Consider the following 21436-nt stretch of genomic DNA (forward strand, 5'->3'; position numbering starts at 1 on the left):
TTAGTTTGCAAGCAAACTAAAATGCTGCCCCTCGACTTGCATGTGTTAAGCCTGTAGCTAGCGTTCATCCTGAGCCAGGATCAAACTCTTCATTGTAAAAGTATCTTTTCATCTGTTAAGATGATTTTTTTGCTCTGTTCAGGATGCCGTAAATTTATTGACCTTATTCAAATACCTATCGTTTCTTCGAACATTGCTGCTCTGGAAACAAGTATTGACGGTTCTATTTTTTTACTTGTACTACTTGTATTGTTTATCAATATTTCAAAGAACTAACGTGGCTTCCGCCGCGCCTGCTTTCTTTGCGAAAGCGGATGCAAAGATAAGGACTTTTTCAGATAACTTCCAAACTTTTTTCAAAGTTTTTTTGTTTTTATTTTCTGATGCCTTAATCTTGTAGCAGAATGTCAATCATTAGGCTCTGTCTCTCTAGCAAAGCGGGTGCAAAAGTAGACAACTTATCAATAACATCCAAATATATCGGACTATTTTTCTATTCTTTCTTGAAACTTTTTTGTAACTCATTGATTGATAACGATGTCATAGAGTATATTTTTTCAGATAGACACATCCTTATATGGAACACCTATACATTATTATATAGTGCACTCAAATGTAAGTTCTATTTTCCTATACCTAACAGAAATTCTATATACATTCAAGATTCCACGATCCACTTTTCGATATTACGAGTTTCTGCGCTGAAATTTATTCCTATTTTAAAATGATAGCCGTCATAACACTCTCTCAAATCTTCACAGAGTTTATCATACGTTATTCCACGTGCTGCTGCAAATTCATGTAGTTCCGCTTCCAGATTTTCATGGATTTCACGCTCGCTGACACCACAAATTTCGACATACTCATTCCACATTGAAATATCATCCAAATTGTTCAAGTCACTGAATACACTGACTTTGCCAAACTTTGTCACGCCGGTAAGCAGAGCAAACTTTATATACCCGTCCTCGTTTTCAAAGCGCCATAAAATGGCCTCAGGGTATTTTGGAATTGCTTTTGAAGTTCTTCATTGCCGATGGCTTGTAACATAGGTTTGTCATACTCATCTACCAGAATAACTACACGTTGCCCCGTCTTTTCGAATGATACCGGCAAAGCGCAGGGAAAAGAATGTTTCAGACGGACGGGTGCCGTATTGGCTTTCCCAATATTCAAGATTATCATTCAATATTTTATCCAGACTTTCCAGCGTGTCATACTTCTCAATATTAAGGTCGAGATGCAATATAGGATGCTTTATCCAATCCTTTTCCAACTTTTCCACAGCCAATCCTTCAAACAGTTCCTTTTTCCCTTGGAAATAAGCCTCCAAGGTAGAAATGAGCAGACTCTTTCCAAAACGGCGCGGACGACTCAAGAAGTAATAACTTCCGGTCTTGACCATTTGATACATTAATGCAGTTTTATCAATATAGAAATAACCGTCATTACGAATCTTTTCGAAATTCTGAATGCCGATAGGATAAATTTTATTGCTCATAATCTCTGCTTTTATAAATTAATACCAGTCACCTGTCTTACATATATATATATTTTTAATAGAACTCCTTCTCACGCAAGGTTAAAAGATTCTTTTCCTCAAGCCACTATTACCTCTAATTTTCCCTACAATAAAGTTTGAAAAATAAAAAAAACATCTGCCACCTGCAACAAAATCGAAATAACAAACTGACTGATAAACAATTATAGCGTTGCAGATACCGTTGCAGATACGTTGCAGATAAAAATATCTGCAACACAGCGGTAAGAAGAAATATTGCACACCAAGCATCAAAGTTTATTTTCCTATCATTGAAGCGCTCGTTTCCTGCGTCAGAACTCCGGTTCCCAGGCGGGAAACTACAGTTTCCGCGCATGGAAACGAGAGTTTCCAGCCAGAGATACTAGCGTTTCCCGCTAGAGACACTGGAGTTTCCATATAGAGAAACGACAGCGAAACCGTAGCTAAAGATTTTCAGAGAAGGAGATATACAAGACTAACCCCAGTTATAATCCTCCACGTAACCGTCGAAATACTCATCCAGACTAACGCCAAGCTCCTTGGCTACGGCAATAATCCGCCGTTGTTCGACCGGACTAAGGTTCATGTCTCCCCTACGTTTCAAATAATAGTTCTTTCTACCCATATATTCAATCATACGATAGCGAAAGGTATCTGCCACACGAACCGTAAGAGCACTAATCGTACGCATAAAGCCGCGTGCATAACGCACTTTCTCATTGGAACGGTAATAATCACAAGCACTTTTCATCGCTTTCAGCCGGTTGGGATTCATTATTGACAGGAAAACCCGCTCCGCCGGAGCATACTCTAAGGCGATATGCCGCAGACAAGTCGTGGCACGCGGACATTCTTCGGCTGCACACAAGCCGAAAGTATAAGGAACGATTGAATAATCGAATGGTTCTTTCATTGCTGTTTATCGGTTTTATTGTTATTAAATTCTACAAATGTACGGATAAAAAGGATAAACAGATAAAATATCCATGTTTATTTGCAAGAACGGGCAAATATGACTAACTTAGCAGAATATTATTAACAAAACAAAAGATGAAAATTACTCAATTAAGAGACAAGGACAAAACTACTGCGCTGACTACAATGGATATGGAAACGTGGATAGGAAAAACACGGACAGAAACAAAGACACAGCCTGTGTCCGCCTTCAGAGAAGTGTTGCGATATTCCCTGCCCGACTCACGCTGCTACGAAGCAGACAAGCTTCCGAAGATTCTTCCGGCTGCGGAATTCCGCAGGACGGAAGGTGGAAAACAAATGAAAATTTATAACGGAATAGTAGAACTGACCATCGGGCCGTTGTCAGGCGGCCCGGAGATTACATTGGTAAAACAATTGGCATGGGAACAGCCGCAAACTCACTGCGTCTTTACCGGTTCGAGCGGACGGTCAGTGAAAATATGGGCAAAATTTACCCGCCCAGACAATTCGCTTCCACAGAAAAGAGAAGAAGCGGAGATATTTCACGCGCATGCCTATCGTTTGGCCGTGAAATGCTATCAGCCGCAAATTCCGTTCAGCATTTTACCCAAAGAGCCTAGTCTGGAACAGTATTCACGACTGTCATACGACCCGGAACTTATGTACAGGCCGGATTCCGTTCCGTTTTATCTGTCACAACCATCAGGGATGCCCGAAGAACTGACTTATCGGGAAGCGGTACGCTCGGAAAAGTCACCGTTGACACGGGCCGTACCGGGATATGACACGGAGCGCGCTGTATTTATGCTTTTCGAAGCGGCTTTGAGAAAGACCCATGAAGAAATCTACGAAGCGGAAAATGAAGGTGCCCCCGAAAGAGGGGAAGACTTTCAGGCTATGGCGACACAACTGGCTGTCAACTGCTTCCATTCGGGCATTCCCGAAGAGGAAACGGTGAAACGTACTATTTTCCACTATTACCTGCGCCGGCAAGAGGTGCTCATTCGTCAGTTGGTCAAGAATGTATATGAAGAACAAAAAGGGTTCGGAAAGAAGAGCAGCTTAGGGAAAGAACAGTACCTGTCACTCCAGACAGAGGAGTTTATGAACAGGCGCTACGAATTCCGTTACAACACCCAAGTGGGAGAAGTGGAATACCGCGAGCGGAACTCATTCCATTTTTACTTCAATCCTATCAACAAACGGGTGCTGAACAGTATCGCACTAGATGCGCAAGCCGAAGGTATTCCGCTATGGGACAGGGACATAAGTCGGTATATCTACTCCAACCGCATCCCCGTATTCAATCCGTTGGAAGATTTCCTCTACCATCTCCCCGTCTGGGACGGCAAAGACCGTATCCGCGGACTGGCACAAACCGTTCCCTGCGAAAACAAGCATTGGGTAGACTTGTTTCACCGCTGGTTTCTCAACATGGTCATGCACTGGCGTGGGACAGATAAGAAATATGCGAATAATGTTTCGCCCCTGCTGGTAGGCCCGCAAGGTTGCCGTAAATCGACATTCTGCCGCAGCCTCATCCCGCCCGCCATGCGTGCATACTATACGGACAGCATCGATTTCTCACGAAAGACGGATGCCGAATTGTATCTCAATCGTTTTGCGCTCATCAACATTGACGAGTTCGACCAGATCAGCGCCACCCAACAAGGATACCTGAAACATATCCTGCAAAAACCGATTGTAAATATGCGCAAACCTTATGGAAACGCCGTACTTGAAATGCGCCGTTATGCTTCATTCATCGCGACGAGCAACCAAAAGGATTTGCTGACCGACCCTACGGGCAGCCGCCGCTTTATCTGCATCGAAGTAACCGGAACGATAGATACAAACAAGGCGATAGATTATGAACAACTTTACGCGCAGGCCATGTATGAGCTCGACCACGGCGAACGTTACTGGTTCGACCAGTCCGAAGAGCAGATTATGACCAGAAGCAACCGTGAATTTGAACAAGTTTCACTCGAAGAACAGTTGTTTTACCGTTATTTCCGCCCGGCCAAAGAGAAAGAGGATGGCGAATGGCTTTCATCGGCGGAGATTTTGGAAGATATAAAGAAAAACAGTGCCATACCGTTGTCAAACAAGCGGGTAAGTGTGTTCGGGCGAGTTCTCCGTAAACATGAAATCCCGTCGAAACGTGTACACAGAGGTACTGTCTACCATGTTGTACGAGTTTTATAAGACCAACAGATGCGTTGCAGATACTACATCTGCAACGTATCTGCAACAGGTATCTGCAACGCTGTAATACGTTTATTTTCAATAAGATAATTCAATTTCGTTGCAGGTGGCAGATAAAAAAGCACTTTACAAACTTATGTGTAGGTAAAGCTATCTTTCTGTTAAATTCTCAATGAGCCATAAACAAAAATCTCCCCTGCCTGTTACATAGGCAACTTAAACATAGTAACCTAAACATAAAAATTATGGCTAGAGAAAGTGTAAAAATTCTACAAGGGAAACTAGATGTAGAAAGTTTGATCGCACAGTTGAACGCAGCATTAGCTGAAGAATGGTTGGCATACTATCAATATTGGGTAGGTGCATTAGTAGTGGAAGGTGCCATGCGCGCCGATGTACAGGGTGAATTTGAGGAACATGCCGAAGAAGAGCGCAGACATGCGCAACTGCTCGCTGACCGTATCATCGAGTTGGAAGGAGTTCCGGTGCTTGACCCGAAGCAATGGTTCGAGTTGGCAAGATGCAAATATGATGCTCCGCAGGGGTTCGACTCTGTCAGTTTGCTGAAAGATAATGTAGCCTCCGAACGCTGCGCAATCCTTCGTTATCAGGAAATTGCAGATTTTACCAATGGGAAAGATTTCACTACCTGCGACATCGCCAAACATATTCTTGCCGAAGAGGAAGAACATGAACAGGATTTGCAGGATTATCTGACGGACATTGCCAGAATGAAGAAATCATTCCTCGACAAGTAAATTCTAATATAATAGTGATTAGGTAAAAGAGGGTGTATCCTGCAGGGGATATTCCCTCTTTTATCTATTATAGTACGATAAAAACAAAACTATTTTAGAGTAAATCAAGAAGAAATCTTTCTTTTTTCGTATTTTTGTCCCAATATGCACGTTTAATCCAAGTAGATAACGAACATTAGCAAAAAAAGAATGAAAGTAATTGATTTAATACATAGCAACAAGAAAACTGCTTTTTCTTTCGAGATACTTCCACCGCTGAAAGGAACGGGAATAGATAAGTTATATCAAACGATCGATACGCTTCGGGAATTTGACCCGAAATATATCAATATCACTACCCACCGCAGCGAATACGTGTATAAAGACCTCGGTAACGGATTGTTTCAGAGAAATCGCTTGAGAAGACGTCCGGGAACGGTTGCCGTGGCTGCCGCCATTCAGAACAAATACAATATTACGGTAGTCCCGCATATTTTGTGCAGCGGATTCACACGTGAAGAAACCGAGTATGTATTGCTCGACCTGCAATTTCTGAATATCACGGAATTACTGGTGTTGCGTGGTGACAAAGCGAAACATGAGTCGGTATTTACACCGGAAGGTGACGGTTATCATCATGCTCTCGAGTTGCAGGAGCAAATCAATAATTTCAATAAAGGTATTTTTGTGGACGGTTCGGAGATGAAAGTCAGCAGTACACCGTTTTCTTACGGGGTGGCTTGTTATCCGGAGAAGCACGAAGAAGCGCCTAATATCGAGACTGACCTTTACTGGCTGAAGAAAAAAGTGGAGAACGGGGCGGAATATGCCGTGACACAGTTGTTCTACGATAACAGGAAATATTTTGAATTTGTGGAGCAGGCGAAGGCGGCAGGTATCAATATACCTATCATTCCGGGAATCAAACCGTTCAAGAAGCTGTCCCAACTAAGTATGATTCCAAAGACTTTCAAAGTGGACTTGCCGGAAGACTTGGTGAAAGAGGCTTTGAAGTGCAAGAATGACGCGGAAGCCGAGCAAGTAGGTATCGAATGGTGTGTAGCCCAGTGCAAGGAATTGATGGATCATGGGGTTCCGAGTATTCATTTCTATTCCATCGGGGCGGTAGACAGTATCAAAGAAGTAGCCAAAATCATTTATTGATATGTTTTTCAGAGACGTAATCGGACAGGAAGAAATCAAGCAACGGCTCATTCAGGAAGTGAATGAGGGGCGTATTCCACATGCCCAGCTTATTTGCGGACCGGAAGGGGTCGGGAAAATGCCGTTGGCTATTGCATACGCACGTTACATCAGTTGCACTAATCGGGGGGAGACTGATGCCTGCGGAACGTGTCCGTCCTGCGTGAAATTCAATAAATTGGTGCATCCCGACGTACATTTCGTATTCCCTATCGTGAAAAGCGCAAAGGGGAAAAAGGAAGTATGCGATGATTATATAGCCGACTGGCGACCGTTTGTTATCAATCATCCTTACTTTAATCTCAATCACTGGTTAGGAGAGATGGATGCCGAGAACTCACAGGCATTGATCTATGCCAAAGAGAGTGACGAGATTCTGAAAAAGCTTAGTTTGAAATCCAGTGAAGGAGGATTTAAGATTACGATTGTATGGCTGCCGGAAAAAATGCATCCGGTATGTGCCAACAAACTGCTGAAGTTGCTTGAGGAACCGCCCGAAAAAACGGTTTTCTTATTGGTATCGGAAGCACCGGACATGATTCTGCCTACTATCCTAAGCCGTACCCAGCGCATGAATGTACGGAAGATTGATGAAGCCAGCATCGACCGGGTATTACAGACGAAATATAACATTTTGCCTGCCGACAGCATTTCCATTGCCCATCTGGCAAACGGGAATTTTATCAAGGCACTCGAAACAATTCATCTGAATGAAGAGAACCAGTTGTTTTTTGACTTGTTTGTCAGCCTGATGCGGTTGTCTTACCAACGGAAAATCAGGGAGATGAAAATGTGGAGCGAGCAAGTGGCGGGTATGGGACGTGAACGTCAGAAGAACTTCCTGGAATATTGCCAGCGCATGATTCGGGAGAATTTTATCTTCAACCTGCACCAGCGCAATTTGACGTATATGACGATTAATGAACAGAATTTTGCAACCCGCTTTGCGCCTTTTGTCAACGAACGCAACGTGATGGGCATCATGGACGAATTAAGCGAAGCGCAACTACATATAGAACAGAATGTAAATGCTAAAATGGTATTCTTCGACTTCTCGCTGAAGATGATTGTACTGTTGAAGCAATAATAAATATATAAACTTATGGAATATAAACTTCATAATGGAAGCGGTGGCCTTTGCTGCAAAGGATGCTCCCGACAAGATAAAAAGCTGAACACCTACGATTGGCTGGCGGACATTCCGGGCAATGCGGAAGAGAGTGACATGGTGGAAGTGCAATTCAAAAATACCCGGAAGGGATATTTTCGGAACAGCAACAAGATTAAACTGGAAAAAGGAGATGTAGTTGCCGTTGAAGCGGCTCCCGGCCATGACATCGGCGTGGTTACATTGACCGGCCGGCTCGTTCCCCTGCAAATGAAGAAAGCAAACTTCAAAGCAGATGCGGAAATCAAGCGTGTCTATCGGAAAGCTAAGCCGGTAGATATGGAAAAATTCAACGAAGCCAAAGCCAAAGAACACGCTACGATGATTCGTGCGCGTCAGATTGCGTTGAATCTCAATCTGGATATGAAAATCGGAGACGTGGAGTATCAAGGGGATGGCAACAAAGCTATTTTCTACTATATTGCCGATGAGCGGGTAGACTTCCGGCAACTGATTAAAGTATTGGCCGAAGCATTCCGCGTACGTATCGAAATGAAACAAATCGGTGCCCGTCAGGAAGCAGGACGCATCGGCGGTATCGGCCCTTGCGGACGCGAACTTTGCTGCGCTACGTGGATGACGAGCTTCGTCTCTGTTTCTACCAGTGCAGCCCGTTTTCAGGACATCTCATTAAATCCGCAGAAACTTGCCGGACAATGTGCCAAGCTAAAATGCTGCCTGAATTATGAGGTGGACTGTTACGTGGAAGCTCAAAAACGTCTCCCTTCGAGAGAGATAGAACTGGAAACGAAGGATGGTACTTTCTATTTCTTCAAAGCAGATATTCTAAGCAATCAGGTTTCTTATTCTACGGATAAAAACTTCCCAGCCAACCTGGTCACCATCAGCGGCAAACGTGCGTTCGAAGTAATCTCCATGAATAAGAAAGGGATGAAACCGGACAGCTTGCTCGAAGAAGAAAAGAAACCGGAACCAAGAAAACCAGTTGATTTGCTGGAACAGGAAAGTGTTACCCGTTTCGACCGCAGCCGGAATAATAAAGAGGGCGGCAATAACGCTAACCGGAATAATAAAAAGAAGAAAAAAGGAAACAATAATAACGGAAATCGCCCGCAACAGCAAGCAGAAGGCGGCAATCGTCCGCAACAACCTCAACGGGAGAATGAAAACTGCCCGCAACAGCCAGAAAACGGCAACAGAGGGGAAAGAGACAACCGCCCGAGAAATAACAATAACAACAACCGGAACAGAGGACAAAACCAGGGACGGAACAACGAAAACAGACGTCCGGAAAGAGGATCAAATCAAGAACGTCCACAAGGACAGGAACGGTCGAATCAGGAACGTCCGCAACAACAAGACCGTCAACGGGAACAGCAAGGGCAGGAACGTCAAGAACGCCGTCCCAACCACGAGCGTCCTTCCAGACCGGAAAGAAATCAGAATCAGGAGAAACAGTCAACTAATGAAAAGCCTACTCAAGAATAGTATATTGAGTCTATTCAGCGCTTGCTTACTGACAGCCTGCAATGAACATACAGTGTATCACTCTTATCAATCCCTTCCCAACAAGGGATGGGGAAAGAGTGATACACTCTCTTTTCAGGTTCCCATAACTGACAGCGTTCCCACTACTCTCCGGCTTTTTGCGGAAGTCCGCAACAGTATCGAATATCCTTATCATGACCTCCATTTATTTATCAGTCAGAATCTACAGGATTCTACGGTATGGCGCACTGATACTATTGCTTTCTGCCTGGCTGACTCTACCGGAAGATGGACGGGACACGGATGGGGAAGCATTTACCAATCGGAAACTTTTATTACATCTGTCCGCCCTTTACATCCTGCAAATTATACTATTAAAATTATGAGCGGAATGAAAGATGAAAAGTTACAAGGATTGAGCGATGTAGGTATCCGTATTGAGAAGCAGTAAGATTAAAGTCTTCTGCCACGTCCTGCATCAATGCGCAGGAAGATAAACAGCAATATCGTAAATCCCCATAAAGAAGAACCTCCATAGCTGAAGAAAGGCAATGGAATACCGATAACCGGAGTTAACCCCAGTACCATACCGATATTAATAAATAAGTGGAAAAGGAAAATACTGACGACCGAATATCCATAAACCCGCCCAAAGTTGGAAGTCTGCCGCTCGGACAGGAAGATTAATCGTAAGATCAAAATCAGGAAAGCCAACAAGACAGCAGCCGAACCGACAAATCCTTGTTCCTCACCCACTGTACAGAATATAAAGTCGGTATCCTGTTCGGGCACGTACTTTAATTTTGTTTGCGTACCATTCAGGAACCCTTTTCCTGTCAACCCACCGGAACCGATGGCAATCTTGGACTGATTCACGTTGTATCCGGCACCGGTCAAATCTTCTTCCAAACCGAGCACTACTTTGATACGGACTTGCTGGTGAGGTTCGAGCACATTATCAAATACATAATTGCTGGAATACAGGAAGCCGACAGAACCGATTGTAAACAGGGCAATCAGGAAATAAGTACGCTGCCGCTCACTTAATGCCAAATAAATCAGATAGCCTATCACCACAATACAAAGCGTCCATTGCACCCAAACGAGGCTAAAATGCACCCAATATTCGGATATTAAATAAGCAATCAGTAATATAGCCAAACTTCCACCAATGATATTGCGGGTAGCAGACCATTTCTTACGATATACCCACACCATACCACCGGCAAATAATAAGATCAATAGTAATACGATAAATTCTCCCAGTGGTGTAGGAGTATCGGCGATAAAGACTTCATCAAAACGAATGCCGACCACAAAGTAGATTACCGCACATACGCCCGCAAAAAGCACTACTCCCGGCATTCCTTCACGATAAAGAACCAGAAAAAAAGCAAGATAAACCAATGCGGACCCTGTCTCCCGCTGACCGATAATCAATAACATCGGGAGAAGAATGATGAATCCCAGGATAAAGGCACACTTTTCTTTCTTGATACTGAATGAATAAGAATTCATGTATTTGGCCAACGCCAAGGCCGTAGCGAACTTGGCAAACTCGGCGGGTTGCAGGCTCACAGGCCCCATGACAAGCCAGGAGCGTGATCCTTTGGTGTCCGGTGCTATGAAGATGGTAACAATGAGCAGGAGAATCATCCCCACATATATAATGTACGCGAACATATCATACATACGGTCTTCCAGCATCAACAGCACGAATCCGAGTCCGAAGGAACAGATAATCCATACAAACTGCTTGCCGGCACGGGTCGAGAAGTCGAGGAAGTCGCGTTCGCCATAGTCATAGCTGGCTCCGCAGACGCTAAACCATCCGCCAACAATCAGGAGCAGGTAAATAAAAATCGTTACCCAGTCCAGCGTTTTCCACAAACTATCGCTCCTCGTTACCATATAATATCACTCTGTTACTAAATTCTTCCGCCCTCAACTCGTTCTCCGGCGAGAGCTTGCCTTTCAAATACTGTTCCATCATCAGTGCGCCGAAAGGAACTCCGTAAGTAGCACCCCATCCGCCGTTCTCTACATAGACGGCAATAGCTATCTTCGGTTTGTTCATCGGCGCAAAGCCCATAAATACCGAGTGGTCGTGTCCGCGGTTCTGCGCAGTACCCGTTTTTCCACAGGCTTCCAAATCCGGAACCATCACTGACAGCATACGGCAAGTTCCTCCGGTGGCTGCGCCACGCATCCCTTCTACGACTGATTCATAATGTCTTTTCTCAATAGTGGTATAACGTGGTACGCGATAGATGCTGTCCAACTGATTATCTTGGATTTCCTTTACAATATGCGGTGTCACAAAGTATCCTCTGTTAGCAATCGTTGCTCCCAAGTTAGCAATCTGAAGGGGAGTGGATAGAATTTCCCCCTGTCCGATAGAGATACTGATTACTGTCAGTCCGTTCCAATGTCCGCGATAAGCTTTATCGTAGAACTGCGCATTCGGAATCAGCCCCCGTTTCTCTCCCGGCAAATCAACTCCCAGTTTGTAGCCAAATCCTTGCGAAACCATGTGGTCTTTCCAGACCGTAATGGCGTTTTGTGGCGAACCGTATTTACGGTCGCCAAACATACGGAACAATCCCCAACAGAAATAGGAGTTGCACGATGTAGCAATAGCCGGAATCAATGGCAAGGGAGATCCGTGAGCATGACAGCCTACTGTCAATCTTCCGTAATGGAATCCATGTGAGCAAGGGAATGCCGGACTTTGTTCGGTGATGATTCCTTCTTGCAGAAACGTCAGTCCTTGCGCTGTTTTGAACGTAGATCCCGGAGGATACACTCCCATCAGGGCACGATTCAAAAGCGGTTTGGTCATATCACGTTGCAAGGCCAGATGGTTCTTGCCACGCTGGCGGCCAATCATCAAATGCGGGTCATAATTGGGAGAGGATACCAGACAAAGGATTTCTCCGGTCTCCGGTTCAATAGCCACAATGCTTCCAATCTTATTCTTTAATAAACGTTCGCCCAGCATCTGTAAGTCAATATCCAAACTCAATGTCAGGTTCTTGCCGGGAACGGAAGGACGGTCATATTCACCATCCATATAATGTCCCTGGATACGACCGTGCGCATCGCGAAGCAGAATCTCAATTCCTTTCTCGCCACGCAGATACTTTTCATACGATTTCTCGACTCCTAACTTGCCGACATAATCCCCACGGATGTAATATCCTTCTTCATCCGCTTCCATTTCTTTTGCGGAGACTTCTCCGATATCTCCCAAAGCATGGGCGGCAGCATTGTACGAATATTGGCGGATGGTACGCCGTTGGATATAAAAACCACGAAACTTAAACAGCTTTTCTTGAAAGACACCACATTCTTCCGCCGAAAGTTGCGACATAAACAACTGGTTGGTATAGCGGGAATACCCCGGATTGCGGCGACGGTCTTTCATATCGCTCATTATTTTGAGAAACTGTGCACGGGTGATATTCAGCGATTGGCATAAATCGAGTGTGTCCAGATTCTCTATTTCCTTTGGCACGATCGTTATGTCGTATGCCGGCTGGTTGAATACCAATAGTTTACCGGTCCGGTCATAAATAGCGCCACGCGAGGGGTATTGGATCTTATTCAGAAAAGCGTTACTGTCAGCATTCTTCTTGTAGTCATCAGTCGTGATCTGCAATACAAAAAGACGTATCAGATAAATCAAAACAATGGAGATAGCAATGCCTCCGATTACAAATTTACGCTTCTCTAAGATATAATCTTTTGCCATCGTTACTTCTTAATCCCTTCTATAGCTATGATACAGGTTACAGTCAGAATAGTGCAAAGAAGCACTCGCAACAGTAACAGCCAAATGCTGGTAAATGAGAAGAACTCAATGGAGAGTAATGCCAGACTGTGCACAAAAACACTTGCAGTGGTATATTTTAAGAAAGGACTGATTCCCATCGTCTTAAAAGAGGGAATAAAGCTATCCGGATTATCACGGGGCGTGAACAGACGAAGTAAAGAGGGACGAAGAAAGGCTAGCAGCACAGTAGCTGCCGCATTCATTCCCGGAGTATCGGAGAATATATCAATGGTCAGCCCGAAGAAAAAAGCCCACAACATCAGTTCATTCCGGGAAGTGCCGGAGCTGAATTTCAGAATAAAATAGATATAGAGAAAAGGAGTAGCATAGCCGGCAATATGTACACTATTAAGGATTAGCACCTGAAGAAGTACCAAGCCGATAAACCATCCGATTCTATGTATATAAGTAATAATCATTCTTTCATCACCTTGTTTTCAAGTTTCTTCTGTTCTTCCTGACCTGTCCGGGCTACCACCCGAACGTCACTCAACTTACCGAAATCAGTAGCCAGCTTGATTTTCAACAGATAGGAAAGTCCGTCATTAGAGTCGGACATATCATCTACCGTCCCCACCATTATACCTTCGGGAAAGACGGTGGAGAAACCACTGGTAACGACTGTATCTCCCAAATTAAACTCTGCATGACGAGGCAAGTCTTTCAGATAAGCATAGCGCGAATCTCCATGTTCCCATTTCAGATAACCGAAATAATCACTGCCGATAATCTTGCAACTGATATTCGACTTGCTGTTCAGTACCGAAATCACCACCGAGTAGGAAGGAGAGGTTTCATAAACAATCCCTACAATCCCATTACCATCCACCACTCCCATTTCGGAGCGAATACCGGAAGAGGAACCTTTATCGAGCGTGATATAATTATCAACCAGATTCAAACTGTTCTTTATCACATGCGCTTTAAACAACTGATAATCCGCTTGCGGCACCTGCCGGATGCTGTTGATTGCCATAGAATCGAGTTGCTGCTCTCTCAATGCTTTTTCCAGATTAGTGATCTGTTGTTCGAGCACCATGTTGCGATCCAATAGATCTTCATTGACCGATTTCAGATGAAAATAAGAGGAAATCCCTCCCGAAACTTCATAAACCGCCCCCACAACCGTATTGGCAGAAGTGAAGAATGCACTCTGCTGATAACGGTTGAACCGAAATAACAAAACAAAACTGGCTACCTCCAATAAGATGAAGAGAAACCAGTAATTGTATTTCAGAAGGAAGTTTAATAAATTCCTCATCCCCGGTTTATCTCATTAAGAAAGAGAAACGGTCTACGTTCTTCAATGCCACTCCTGTACCTTTGGCAACTGCATGCAAAGGATCTTCCGCAATATGGAAAGGAATGTTGATCTTATCGGTCAATCTCTTATCCAGTCCACGAAGCAATGCACCACCTCCGGAGAGATAGATACCATTGTGCACAATATCAGCATACAGTTCAGGAGGTGTATTTTCCAATGCACTCAAGATAGCAGTTTCGATCTTTGAAATTGATTTCTCCAGACAGTGGGCTACTTCCTGGTAGCATACAGGCACTTCCATCGGAAGAGCCGTGATACGGTTCGGCCCGTGAACGATATAATCTTCCGGAGCATCATCACCCAGTTCGGTTAAAGCAGCACCTACATTAATTTTGATACGTTCTGCCATACGCTCGCTGACTTTCACATTGTGCTGACGGCTCATATATTCGCGAATATCCTCTGTCAGGTCATCACCGGCTGTGCGGATGGAGTTGTTGGAAACGATACCTCCCAAAGAGATAACGGCAATTTCCGTAGATCCACCACCTATATCGACAATCATGTTTCCTTCCGGAGCTTCTACGTCGATGCCGATACCGATTGCCGCAGCCATCGGCTCGAAAATCAAATAAACATCACGACCGCCGGCATGTTCCGCAGAGTCACGGACAGCACGGAGTTCAACTTCCGTACTCCCAGAAGGAACGCCAATCACCATGCGAAGAGAAGGTGAAAACAAATGGTTGCGAGTATTCACCTGCTTTATCAAACCGCGCATCATCTGCTCGCAAGCATAGAAGTCGGCAATCACTCCGTCTCTCAACGGACGGATGGTACGTATGTTTTCGTGGGTTTTTTCATGCATCAACTTCGCCTTTTCCCCCACGGCAATCATCTTTTCTGTACGGCGATCCAGAGCTACAACCGAAGGCTCATCCACCACGATTTTTCCGTTCGTGATGATGATAGTATTGGCTGTGCCCAAGTCCATTGCTATCTCTTGTGTAAAAGAAAATAATCCCATATTTTTAAATGAAGAATTAAGAATGAAGAATTAAGAATGAGGATGCTGTCACGTGCAGTCATTCTTCATTATTAGTTCTTCATTCTTCATTAATATTAGTGTTTAAAATGACGGATACCGGTAGTCACCATCGCCATACCGTGCTCATTGCAATAAGCAAAGGATAAATCGTCTTTTACCGAACCTCCCGGTTGGATAACAGCCGTAATACCTTCTTTATCTGCAATTTCCACACAGTCGGGGAACGGGAAGAAGGCATCGGAAGCCATTACTGCACCATTCAGGTCGAAGCCGAATGATTTGGCTTTTTCAATTGCTTGTTTCAATGCGTCTACACGTGAAGTCTGTCCTACACCGCTTGCAAGAAGTTGTTTATCCTTTGCCAATACGATGGCGTTGGATTTGCTGTTCTTTACAATTTTGTTGGCAAACAACATATCTTCCACTTCTTCCGGAGTAGGAGTTTTGTCTGTCACGGTTTTCAGGTCGGCTACCGTTTCAATATTAGTATCTTTATCCTGCACCAATACGCCATTCAGCAAAGCGCGGAATTGTTCTTAGGCAATTTAGCTTCCTTACGAACGAGGATGATGCGGTTCTTTTTCTGTCCCAGGATTTCGAGTGCATCCACATCATAATCCGGCGCGATAATCACTTCGAAGAAAATCTTGTTGATTTCTTCCGCAGCTTCTTTGTCGATGACACCATTCGTAATCAATACACCGCCGAAAGCAGAAACCGGATCACCGGCCAATGCGTCTTTCCAAGCTTCCAAAACTGTAGCACGGGAAGCTAATCCGCAAGCGTTGTTGTGTTTCAGGATAGCGAAAGTGAGGTCATCGAATTCGTCGATCAGATCAACGGCTGCGTTGATGTCGAGAAGATTGTTATAAGAGATTTCTTTTCCGTGAATCTGGTCGAACATTGCTTCCAGATTTCCGTAGAAATAACCTTTCTGATGTGGGTTTTCACCGTAACGAAGTTGCTTCTGGCTATTAACAGAGCAACGGAAAGCAGAACCTTCGCCGGCATCGAAATAGTTGAAAATAGCCGAATCGTAGTGAGAAGAAACGGCAAATGCTTCTTTAGCCATCCAGCGACGTTCTTCAAGTGAAGAAGTAGCGCCGTGCTCCATCAACATATCCAATAATGGTTTGTATTGAGCTTGAGAAGCTACGATGATTACATCGTTGTAGTTCTTGGCTGCGGCACGAATCAGTGAGATTCCGCCTATATCGATTTTTTCAATAATGTCTGCTTCAGATGCACCGGAAGCTACGGTAGCTTCGAACGGATACAAATCAACAATAACCAGATCTATCTCGGGAATTTCATATTTCTCAATCTGTTGCATATCCTGTTCCAGGCCGCGACGACAAAGAATACCTCCGAAAATTTTCGGATGTAATGTCTTTACTCTACCACCGAGAATAGAAGGATAAGTGGTCAAATCTTCCACTGCCTTGCAAGGATATCCCAATGATTCAATAAACTGACGAGTTCCGCCTGTCGACAAAAACTCTACTCCCTCTTCATGAAGTTTGGTAATAATTTCATCCAAACCTTCTTTATGGTATACAGATACCAATGCAGTTTTTATTCTTTTAGACTCTGACATTGAATTGCTTATTAAGTATTTGGTGTGCAAAGTTACGAAATATTGTTTATCGTACGTAATAAATAAGGTGTGAATTAATAAAAAAAAGCGTTGACTCTCCTCAACGGAAAATCAACGCCTCTTCGCATATATATTCTCTATTCAAAAACTATTACCAAATAGACACTCGTTTTTCTTTAGGTACGAACATCGAATCCTGTTCAGTGATTTTGAATGCTTCATACCAATTCTGGATATGAGGAAGAGCACCGTCCACACGCCATTTGCCTAATGAGTGAGGATCAAGTTTGGTTAATCGGAGAATTTCTTCCGGACGGATATTTCCTGCCCACACATTAGCGTAAGCCAGGAAGAAACGTTGTTCCGGAGTAAATCCGTCAACAATTTCCAACGGTGCGGCTTCTGTTGCATTCTTGAATGCCTGGAAAGAAACTTGCAAACCTCCGTGGTCGGCAATGTTCTCTCCAAGTGTCAGACTACCGTTTGCGTGTACGCCCGGAGCAACTTCGATGCTGTCAAAGAAGTTAACCATCACCTGTGCCCGTTCTTCGAACTTTTTAGCATCTTCTTCTGTCCACCAGTCTTTCAGGTTTCCGTCTTTGTCATATTGACGTCCCTGATCGTCAAATCCATGAGTCATTTCATGGCCGATTACCACGCCGATTGCACCGTAGTTCATAGCATCGTCCGCATTCATATCGAAGAACGGAGGTTGCAGGATAGCTGCCGGGAAGCAGATTTCATTGGTAGTCGGGTTATAATAAGCGTTCACTGTTTGAGGAGTCATCAACATTCATCCTTGTCTACCGGTTTGCCGGCTTTGGCAATCATTTCGTTGTAATCCCATTCGTTGGCACGCTCGATATTTGCCCAGTAAGAATCATCTTTGATCTCCAGTGCGGAGTAATCTTTCCATTTATCAGGATAACCTATTTTTACATGGAAGGTTGCCAGTTTCTCCAACGCTTTTTCCTTGGTCGGTTCACTCATCCATTCCAAACCTTTGATACGTTCTCCTAAAGAAGTTTGCAGGTTCTTCACCAGTGTAACCATACGTTCTTTGGCAGCAGCCGGGAAGTACTTCTCTACATACATCTGTCCTACCACTTCGCCAAGTACACCATCTACGGTGCTCACGGAACGTTTCCAGCGAGGCTGCATTTCTTTCTTTCCAGACATTGTTCTGCTGTAGAAATCGAAGTTCTGTGCTTCAAAATCATCGCTTAGATAAGAAGCGGCAGCATCTATCAATCCCCATTGGAGGTACAGTTTCTGATCGTCCAGTGATACGGTGTTTATCACATCGGCTACTTCCTTCATGGCAGCAGGCTGACCTACGTTCACTTCTTCCAAATCTTTCAAACCGGAAACGGTGAAATAAGTATCCCAGTCAAAAGTCGGGAAGTTCTTTTTCAGCGTCGCCCTATCCATCTTGTTATAATTAGCATGAGGATCACGCAATTCCACTTGTGAACGAGCCGCTTTCGCCAGGCGAGTTTCGATGTTCATCACTGCTTTCACAGCTTTCTGTGCAGTAGCCTCATCATAACCTGCCAACTGGAACATTTTGGCGATATGTTCCTGATATTTATTACGGATATTTTTAGTCTGCTCGTCATTCTCCAGATAATAGTCACGCTGTCCCATTCCGATACCACCTTGATAGGTCTGTACGATATTCATGGAACTGTTCATATCATCTGCACTTACGAACATGGTGAAGTAAGGACGGATGCCTTTCTTCTGGCTCTCGGCGATATATGCATAGATTTCTCCTTTATCCTTGAGAGCGTCAATGGCTGCCAGTTCTGCTTTGATCGGAGCTACACCTTCCTGGTTCAGCTTCACGCTATCCATTGCGATATTATAAAGATCGCCTACTTTCTGCGCAGCACTGCCCGGTGCGTTATCTTTCTTCGCTGCCAATTCGGCAATCAATGCTTTCAGTTGTTCACGACTGTTTTCGCGCAACATGTCGAATGTACCGAAACGTGAATACTCGTCTGTCAGCGGATGATCTTTCACCCAACCTCCACAGGCATATTGATAAAAACTTGTACCCGGCATAGCCGTGGTATCCAGATTAGCAAGGTCGATACCGGACGTCAGCACGGCCTCTTTCTTACTGTTACATCCTGTTGTCATAAGGCATACGGCAAGAATTGGTAAATACTTGGTTACTTTCATATTGTATAAATAATTAAATAGTCTCTCTAATCAACAATCATCCTACCCGCAGTCCGGCACCGAGGAAGAAGGTGACCGACACCGAGGAACGCCTCGTTCCTCAACGAGAAACACCTGTTTCGACACCGAGAAACAGATACCCGCCAGGAATACCTTCTACCGAGGTATAACGTTTCTCTCACATAGTGCCCGGAAATATGCATTTTGTTCTAATTTTTCGTTTCTTCCAGTTCCATCGAAACCCGTTCCCACTCTTCAACAATGCCATCCAACTGTTGCTTCAGTTTTTGATGCCGTTCATAGAGCTGCATATCCGAAGCTCCTTCGGGAGTTGCCATCTTCGCTTCTACGATAGCAATCGCGGATTCGGTTTCCTCTATTGAGGCTTCGCAGTCCGCCACCTGGCGTTCGAGTTTCTTAATCTTCTTATTAAGTTCTTTCTGGGCTTCGTAAGAGAGCTTATTCTCCGAAGGCTGACCGGTTTCAGGTTCATTACCTTTAGCTGAAGCCGTAGGAGAAGCCGACAGTCCCGCTCCTTTCTGAAGCTCGTTCAAGCTATCTATCTTTTTCTTTTGCAAGAATTCATAGATACCTCCAAGGTGTTCTTTTACAAGTCCACCACCAAACTCATATACTTTAGTCGCAAGTCCATCCAGAAAATCACGGTCGTGGCTGACAAGAATCACTGTTCCGTCAAATTCGCGGATAGCTTCCTTCAAAACATCTTTCGAACGCATATCCAAATGATTGGTCGGTTCGTCCAGAATCAGTAGATTTACGGGTTCCAGCAGAAGTTTAATCATCGCCAATCGCGTACGTTCTCCTCCGGAAAGGACTTTCACCTTTTTATCCGAAGCTTCGCCTCCAAACATGAAAGCTCCCAGTATATCACGTATCTTCAGACGGATATCTCCTGTCGCTACCCGGTCAATCGTATCGAATACAGTCAGGTTCTCATCCAACATTTGTGCCTGATTCTGCGCAAAATAACCGATTTGTACATTATGTCCGATCGTTAGTTTGCCTTCGAAATCAATTTCGTCCATGATACATTTCACCAAGGTAGACTTACCCTCTCCGTTCTTTCCGACGAAAGCCACTTTCTCTCCCCTGTTGATAGTCAGGTTGACATCATGGAAAACGACATGGGTGCCATACGCTTTGCGCACATCCTCGCAAATCACGGGATAGTTTCCGCTACGACTGGCTGGAGGGAATTTTAAACGCAAGGCGGAATTATCTTCCTCGTCCACTTCGATGCGATCTATCTTTTCCAGTTGCTTGATACGGCTTTGCACCTGTACGGCCTTCGTTGCTTTATAACGGAAGCGTTCAATAAAATCTTCCGTATCTTGTATTTGTTTCTGCTGATTTTCGTAAGCACGGAGCTGTTGCTCACGGCGTTCTTTACGCAAGACTACAAATTCATCGTACTTCACTTTGTAGTCGTAAATCTGACCGCAAGTAATTTCGATGGTGCGGGTAGTTACGTTATTCAGGAAAGCACGGTCATGGCTGACTAATACGACTGCATTGGCACGTGTAGACAAAAAGTTTTCCAACCATTGGATACTTTCAATATCAAGGTGATTGGTCGGCTCATCGAGCAAAAGCACGTCCGGGCGTCGTAAAAGCAGTTTTGCCAATTCGATACGCATACGCCATCCACCGGAAAACTCCGAAGTAGGGCGCTCAAAATCTTCCCGGCTGAATCCCAATCCAAGAAGTGTCCGTTCGATTTCCGCCTGAAAGTTCGTACCGCCCATCATCAGGAAGCGGTCGTTTTCATGCGTGAAACGGTCTATCAACTGATGATATTCTTCCGAATCATAGTCTGTCCGTTCCGCCAGTTCCTGATTCATCCGTTCCAACTTCGCCTGAAGCTCAAATATATGTTCGAATGCCAGTTCTGCCTCTCCCATCACCGTCCGGTTGTCGGAGAGAATCATGACCTGTGGCAAATATCCGATGGTTACATCTTTCGGAGTGGCTACAATGCCATGTGTCGGCGACTGCAAGCCGGCTAATATTTTCAGCATGGTCGATTTGCCGGCACCGTTCTTGCCAACCAACGCAATGCGGTCTTTCTTATTAATTACATAGCTGACGTCCTCAAAAAGCGGCGTCGCATTAAATTCTACTGATAATCCTTCTACTGAAATCACTTCTGCTTCTGATTTATAACATTTTGGACTGCAAAGATACTGAATATTTATTAGATACTACTTAGTATGATACGTTATGAAAAACAAAAAAAGCAGTCATTCTTATGAATGACT

General features: G+C 44.3%; 13 protein-coding genes, 1 rRNA gene and 3 pseudogenes. 6 read left to right on the forward strand and 11 right to left on the reverse strand.

Going from position 1 to position 21436, the window contains the following annotated elements; genetic code table 11:
* The 3 genes and pseudogenes from DXA05_RS08980 to DXA05_RS09000 all read right to left on the reverse strand — a co-directional run.
* Positions 1 to 96 (reverse strand): 16S ribosomal RNA (locus DXA05_RS08980); the annotation flags it as partial.
* Positions 97 to 721: 625 nt separating this feature from the next.
* Positions 722 to 1501: pseudogene (locus DXA05_RS08990) on the reverse strand (AAA family ATPase); the annotation flags it as partial.
* A 496-nt stretch (positions 1502 to 1997) separates the two neighbouring features.
* Positions 1998 to 2435 (reverse strand): DUF6078 family protein, encoded by a 438-nt coding sequence (locus DXA05_RS09000; RefSeq protein WP_004304904.1) that lies wholly within the window; start codon positions 2433 to 2435, stop codon positions 1998 to 2000.
* A 137-nt stretch (positions 2436 to 2572) separates the two neighbouring features.
* Between DXA05_RS09000 and DXA05_RS09005 the strand changes: the two genes are divergently transcribed.
* The 6 genes from DXA05_RS09005 (at position 2573) to gldH (ending at position 9677) form a co-directional block, all read left to right on the forward strand.
* The gene (locus DXA05_RS09005) at positions 2573 to 4669 is read left to right on the forward strand and encodes a BT4734/BF3469 family protein (protein ID WP_128859090.1); all 2097 of its coding nucleotides are present in this window, start codon (positions 2573 to 2575) and stop codon (positions 4667 to 4669) included.
* Positions 4670 to 4914: 245 nt separating this feature from the next.
* A complete protein-coding gene (locus DXA05_RS09010; protein ID WP_004304906.1) occupies positions 4915 to 5427 on the forward strand; it encodes a ferritin-like domain-containing protein in 513 nt (170 codons plus the stop codon).
* Positions 5428 to 5616: 189 nt separating this feature from the next.
* Entirely contained in the window at positions 5617 to 6570 is a 954-nt protein-coding gene (metF, locus tag DXA05_RS09015; RefSeq protein ID WP_074708169.1) for a methylenetetrahydrofolate reductase [NAD(P)H], read from the forward strand.
* Position 6571: 1 nt separating this feature from the next.
* Positions 6572 to 7696, forward strand: a complete 1125-nt coding sequence (locus tag DXA05_RS09020; protein ID WP_004304908.1) for a DNA polymerase III subunit — start codon at positions 6572 to 6574, stop codon at positions 7694 to 7696.
* A gap of 15 nt (positions 7697 to 7711) precedes the next feature.
* The gene (gene ricT, locus DXA05_RS09025; RefSeq protein WP_074708166.1) at positions 7712 to 9226 is read left to right on the forward strand and encodes a regulatory iron-sulfur-containing complex subunit RicT; all 1515 of its coding nucleotides are present in this window, start codon (positions 7712 to 7714) and stop codon (positions 9224 to 9226) included.
* Positions 9204 to 9677 carry a gliding motility lipoprotein GldH gene (gldH, locus tag DXA05_RS09030; RefSeq protein WP_009040285.1) on the forward strand — a complete coding sequence of 158 codons (474 nt, stop codon included), beginning with the start codon at positions 9204 to 9206 and terminating at the stop codon, positions 9675 to 9677. The genes ricT and gldH overlap by 23 nt, the downstream gene beginning before the upstream one ends.
* Before the next feature lie 2 nt (positions 9678 to 9679).
* Here gldH and rodA read toward each other — a convergent pair whose 3' ends face one another.
* The 8 genes and pseudogenes from rodA to abc-f all read right to left on the reverse strand — a co-directional run bounded on the left by rodA (position 9680) and on the right by abc-f (position 21322).
* Positions 9680 to 11137 (reverse strand): rod shape-determining protein RodA, encoded by a 1458-nt coding sequence (rodA, locus tag DXA05_RS09035; RefSeq protein WP_061448210.1) that lies wholly within the window; start codon positions 11135 to 11137, stop codon positions 9680 to 9682.
* Positions 11118 to 12980, reverse strand: coding sequence for a penicillin-binding protein 2 (gene mrdA / locus DXA05_RS09040; RefSeq protein ID WP_004324644.1), 1863 nt, complete (start codon positions 12978 to 12980; stop codon positions 11118 to 11120). Before mrdA ends, rodA begins: the two co-directional genes overlap by 20 nt.
* A gap of 2 nt (positions 12981 to 12982) precedes the next feature.
* Complete coding sequence (gene mreD, locus DXA05_RS09045; RefSeq protein WP_004314401.1) at positions 12983 to 13480, reverse strand: rod shape-determining protein MreD; 498 nt, start codon at positions 13478 to 13480, stop codon at positions 12983 to 12985.
* Positions 13477 to 14322, reverse strand: a complete 846-nt coding sequence (gene mreC / locus DXA05_RS09050) for a rod shape-determining protein MreC (RefSeq protein WP_004299942.1) — start codon at positions 14320 to 14322, stop codon at positions 13477 to 13479. Before mreC ends, mreD begins: the two co-directional genes overlap by 4 nt.
* Before the next feature lie 7 nt (positions 14323 to 14329).
* On the reverse strand, positions 14330 to 15352 hold the full coding sequence (locus tag DXA05_RS09055) for a rod shape-determining protein (protein ID WP_004299941.1): 1023 nt from the start codon (positions 15350 to 15352) through the stop codon (positions 14330 to 14332).
* Positions 15353 to 15447: 95 nt separating this feature from the next.
* Positions 15448 to 16970 (reverse strand): annotated as a pseudogene (gene purH / locus DXA05_RS09060) (bifunctional phosphoribosylaminoimidazolecarboxamide formyltransferase/IMP cyclohydrolase).
* Between the two features lie 151 nt (positions 16971 to 17121).
* Positions 17122 to 19157: pseudogene (locus DXA05_RS09065) on the reverse strand (M13 family metallopeptidase).
* A gap of 209 nt (positions 19158 to 19366) precedes the next feature.
* Positions 19367 to 21322: a ribosomal protection-like ABC-F family protein gene (abc-f, locus tag DXA05_RS09070; protein ID WP_074910620.1), complete on the reverse strand. Its 1956-nt coding sequence runs from the start codon at positions 21320 to 21322 to the stop codon at positions 19367 to 19369.
* Between the last annotated feature and the right edge of the window lie 114 nt (positions 21323 to 21436).

It is taken from the genome of Bacteroides sp. AM54-2NS, from assembly GCF_003602935.1.
GTDB classification, from domain to species: domain Bacteria; phylum Bacteroidota; class Bacteroidia; order Bacteroidales; family Bacteroidaceae; genus Bacteroides; species Bacteroides xylanisolvens.